The organism is Rahnella perminowiae (assembly GCF_019049695.1).
GTDB lineage: Bacteria > Pseudomonadota > Gammaproteobacteria > Enterobacterales > Enterobacteriaceae > Rahnella > Rahnella perminowiae.
In genome coordinates this window covers 1-4,658 of the sequence record NZ_JAFMOT010000125.1, presented here as the reverse complement: position 1 = coordinate 4,658, position 4,658 = coordinate 1, and the positions used below count along the sequence as shown (strand labels likewise).

Here is a 4,658-nt window from a genome sequence, read left to right as displayed (position 1 = left end):
ATATTAACTCAAAGTTGAAAATAAATTCTGGCCGCATCAACTTTATTTGCAAAAATTAAAATCTTTTTACCGATTATTTTTCAAAAGGTTACCTCTTAAACCACCCCTTTAGTCGTTCATTACAAACCACCAAAAACCCCCTCGTATGATCCACATCAATTTTTACGTTATACTGCTTTGCTAGTATCTCGTTGCGCAGTGCATAGCCCTGAATAAGAGAGTTAATGTGAAAGCTGACAACCCCTTCGATCTCATTTTACCCGCCGCTACAGCAAAAGTTGCTGAAGATGCCGGCGTTTATAAAGCCACCAAACAGCCGTTAAAAACATTCTTTTTAGCCATTACTGCTGGCGTCTTTATTTCTATTGCTTTTGCTTTTTATATCACCGCCACCACAGGCACCGGAACCGTACCTTATGGTCTTGCAAAACTCGTCGGGGGCATCTGCTTCTCACTGGGTCTGATGCTGGTCGTAGTGTGTGGTGCCGACCTGTTTACTTCCACTGTGCTTATCGTAATTGCCAAAGCCAGCGGGCGTATCACCTGGGGGCAATTGGCACGCAATTGGGTCAATGTCTATTTTGGTAACCTGATTGGCTGCCTATTCTTTGTGGCTCTGATTTGGTTCTCCGGTGAATACATGGTCGATAATGGCTTGTGGGGCCTTAATGTCTTGCAAACCGCTGACCATAAAATGCATCACACATTTATCGAAGCCGTATGTCTTGGGATCCTCGCTAACCTGATGGTTTGTCTGGCGGTATGGATGAGTTACTCCGGCCGTAGCTTGATGGACAAAATGTTCGCCATGATTTTGCCAGTGGGTATGTTCGTCGCCAGCGGCTTTGAACACAGCATTGCCAACATGTTCATGATCCCTTTAGGCATCGTAGTGAAAAACTTTGCGACACCAGAATTCTGGCAGGCTGTCGGGGCAACACCGGCACAATTCGCAGAACTGAACATATCTAACTTTATCATCGACAATCTCATCCCTGTGACCATAGGTAACATCATCGGGGGCGGTTTGCTGGTAGGGTTAACGTACTGGGTTATATATCTTCGCGATGAGAAGCACCACTGATACAACGTGGCAGTCTTGTTACGACAGTTTTACTCGTGATTTTTAAAGAAATCCAAATTAGAAGGTAGGTGCAAAATGTCCAAGCTCAATGAAAAATTGACCAACGCATGGCAAGGTTTTAGTGCTGGTGAATGGCAGAATGGCGTAAACGTCCGTGACTTCATTCAGAAGAACTACACACCGTATGAAGGTGATGAGTCCTTCCTGGCTGGCGCTACCGAAGCGACAACCACCCTGTGGGATAAAGTAATGGATGGTATCAAACTGGAGAACCGCACTAAGGCTCCGGTTGATTTCGATACTGACGTTGCCTCTACCATCACTTCTCACGATGCCGGTTACATCAATAAATCTCTGGAAACTATCGTTGGTCTGCAAACTGACGCGCCATTGAAACGTGCTCTGATCCCATTCGGCGGCATCAAAATGGTCGAAGGTTCATGTAAAGTTTATGGCCGTGAACTGGATCCAGCGCTGAAGAAAGTTTTCACTGATTATCGTAAAACGCACAACCAGGGCGTATTTGATGTTTACACCAAAGACATCCTGAACTGCCGTAAATCCGGTGTTCTGACTGGTCTGCCAGATGCATATGGCCGTGGCCGTATCATCGGTGACTACCGTCGCGTTGCACTGTACGGTATCGACTTCCTGATGGCCGATAAATACGCACAATTCCAGTCTCTGCAAGACGACCTGGAAAATGGCGTAAACCTGGAAATGACCATCCAGCTACGTGAAGAAATCTCTGAACAACACCGTGCACTGGGCCAGATTAAAGAAATGGCTGCTAAATACGGTTGCGACATTTCTGGTCCTGCGACTAACGCACAGGAAGCTGTACAGTGGACTTACTTCGGCTACCTGGCTGCAGTTAAATCTCAGAACGGCGCTGCAATGTCCTTCGGCCGCGTATCTACTTTCCTTGACGTGTTCATCGAACGAGATATCAAAGCTGGCAAACTGACAGAAGAACAAGCTCAGGAACTGATTGACCATCTGGTTATGAAACTGCGTATGGTTCGTTTCCTGCGTACCCCTGAGTATGATGAACTGTTCTCCGGTGACCCAATCTGGGCAACTGAATCTCTGGCAGGTATGGGCGTTGACGGCCGTACTCTGGTGACCAAAAGCAGCTTCCGCTTCCTGAATACCCTGTATACCATGGGGCCTTCACCTGAGCCGAACATGACCATCCTGTGGTCTGAAAAACTGCCAATGAACTTCAAAAAGTACGCAGCGAAAGTGTCTATCGATACCTCATCTGTACAGTATGAGAACGATGACCTGATGCGTCCTGACTTCAACAACGATGACTATGCCATCGCTTGTTGTGTGAGCCCGATGGTTGTGGGTAAACAAATGCAGTTCTTCGGCGCTCGTGCAAACCTGGCGAAAACCATGTTGTACGCAATCAACGGCGGCGTTGATGAAAAAATGAAAATCCAGGTGGGTCCTAAAGAAGCACCAATGATGGATGAAGTCCTGACCTTCGATAAAGTCATGGACCGCATGGATCATTTCATGGACTGGTTGGCTAAACAGTACGTGACTGCGCTGAACATCATTCACTACATGCATGACAAATACAGCTACGAAGCATCGCTGATGGCTCTGCATGACCGTGACGTTTATCGCACCATGGCGTGTGGTATCGCAGGTCTGTCAGTTGCTGCTGACTCCCTGTCCGCTATCAAATACGCAAAAGTTAGCACTATCCGTGATGAAGACGGCCTGGCGATAGACTTCAAGATTGAAGGCGAATACCCGCAGTTCGGTAATAACGATTCTCGCGTAGATGACATCGCCTGCGACCTGGTAGAACGTTTCATGAAGAAAATTCAGAAACTGCGTACCTACCGTGGCGCTGTAGCCACTCAGTCCGTTCTGACCATCACCTCTAACGTGGTTTATGGTAAGAAAACAGGTAACACTCCGGACGGTCGTCGTGCTGGTGCTCCATTCGGCCCTGGCGCTAACCCAATGCACGGTCGTGACCAGAAAGGTGCGGTTGCCTCTCTGACTTCCGTTGCTAAACTGCCGTTTGCTTACGCGAAAGATGGTATTTCTTATACCTTCTCTATCGTTCCAAATGCGCTGGGTAAAGACGATGATGTACGTAAAGCAAACCTCGCGGGTCTGATGGATGGTTACTTCCACCACGAAGCGTCCATTGAAGGTGGTCAACACCTGAACGTGAACGTGATGAACCGTGAAATGCTGTTAGATGCGATGGAACATCCTGAAAACTATCCTCAGTTGACCATCCGTGTTTCCGGTTATGCGGTACGTTTCAACTCACTGACTAAAGAACAGCAACAAGACGTTATTACCCGTACTTTCACCAAGTCTCTGTAATAACTCAGCCTTGTAATCTGGTCTGATAAAAAGGCTCCACTGTGTGGAGCCTTTGTTTCATCTCTCCCTGCCCTGCACTGTCTGCACGACAGTCTGTTTTGCCAGAGCGCTATACGTTGTGGACTTCTGGCAAAGCAGTATCGCCATTGCTGACAATCAACCTTAATGATTGTCTGGTATCATAAACCTGTTGTTTCCAGTTTATCTCTGCCAGGCCAGCATCCGCACACGTAGACTGCTATTCATTGGTCAATATGGAGAATAACCCGCAATGTCAGTTCAAGGTCGCATCCACTCATATGAATCCTGTGGCACCGTTGACGGCCCAGGTATCCGTTTCATTGTTTTTTTCCAGGGTTGTCTGATGCGTTGCATGTATTGCCATAACCGCGATACCTGGGACACACATGGCGGGAAAGAGATCAATGTCGATGACTTGATGAAAGAAGTCGTCACATATCGTCATTTTATGAATGCTTCCGGTGGCGGCGTAACAGCCTCCGGTGGCGAGGCCATACTGCAGGCTGAATTTGTGCGTGACTGGTTCCGCGCCTGCCAGAAAGAAGGGATTAATACCTGTCTGGATACCAACGGTTTTGTTCGTCGTTATGATCCGGTGATCGACGAATTACTGGATGTGTCTGACCTTGTCATGCTTGATCTAAAACAGATGAACGACGATATTCACCAGAATCTGGTAGGTGTCTCCAATCACCGCACCCTGGACTTCGCCCGCTACCTGGCTAAACGTAATCAGCGAACCTGGATCCGTTATGTCGTCGTGCCGGGCTGGTCTGATGATGATGACTCCGCGCATAAACTGGGTGAGTTCACCAAAGATATGACCAATATCGAGAAGATTGAACTGTTGCCATATCACGAGTTGGGTAAACACAAATGGACGGCAATGGGTGAGAAATACGGTCTGGATGGCGTAAATCCGCCGACCAAAGAGATCATGGAAAGAGTGAAAAACATTCTGGCCAGCTACGGGCATAAAGTGATTTATTAAACACCGATATCCTGCCCATTAAAAAGACGCCATCTGGCGTCTTTTTCGCTTTATGAGACTAAGATTCTCAATGAAACTGTAAGTATCCCACCAAAACGGCCCATTCATTTTTAGAGATCTTCCGACATACTGATTATGTCCCCTGAGGAGATCGCTATGCGTAAGATCCGATTCACTGAGCACCAGATCATCGCCGTCCTGAAA

Annotated in this window: 4 protein-coding genes; 3 read left to right on the top strand and 1 reads right to left on the bottom strand. The window is 47.4% G+C overall.

What is annotated here, in order from left to right; genetic code table 11:
• Positions 1-226: 226 nt before the first annotated feature.
• The 3 genes from focA to pflA all read left to right on the top strand — a co-directional run bounded on the left by focA (position 227) and on the right by pflA (position 4,454).
• On the top strand, positions 227-1,084 hold the full coding sequence (gene focA, locus J1781_RS00780; RefSeq protein WP_112287343.1) for a formate transporter FocA: 858 nt from the start codon (positions 227-229) through the stop codon (positions 1,082-1,084).
• A 75-nt stretch (positions 1,085-1,159) separates the two neighbouring features.
• Positions 1,160-3,442: a formate C-acetyltransferase gene (gene pflB / locus J1781_RS00775; RefSeq protein ID WP_217220265.1), complete on the top strand. Its 2,283-nt coding sequence runs from the start codon at positions 1,160-1,162 to the stop codon at positions 3,440-3,442.
• A gap of 271 nt (positions 3,443-3,713) precedes the next feature.
• Complete coding sequence (gene pflA, locus J1781_RS00770; protein ID WP_015689580.1) at positions 3,714-4,454, top strand: pyruvate formate lyase 1-activating protein; 741 nt, start codon at positions 3,714-3,716, stop codon at positions 4,452-4,454.
• An 18-nt stretch (positions 4,455-4,472) separates the two neighbouring features.
• On the opposite strand, the gene J1781_RS00765 is transcribed toward pflA, so the two are convergent.
• On the bottom strand, positions 4,473-4,658 hold a 186-nt coding region (locus J1781_RS00765), incomplete at its 5' end, for a hypothetical protein (RefSeq protein WP_217233061.1).

Coding starts and splice junctions, on each gene's coding strand:
- pflB (WP_217220265.1), top strand. CDS start 1,160: ATGTCCAAGCTCAATGAAAAATTGACCAACGCATGGCAAGGTTTTAGT.
- pflA (WP_015689580.1), top strand. CDS start 3,714: ATGTCAGTTCAAGGTCGCATCCACTCATATGAATCCTGTGGCACCGTT.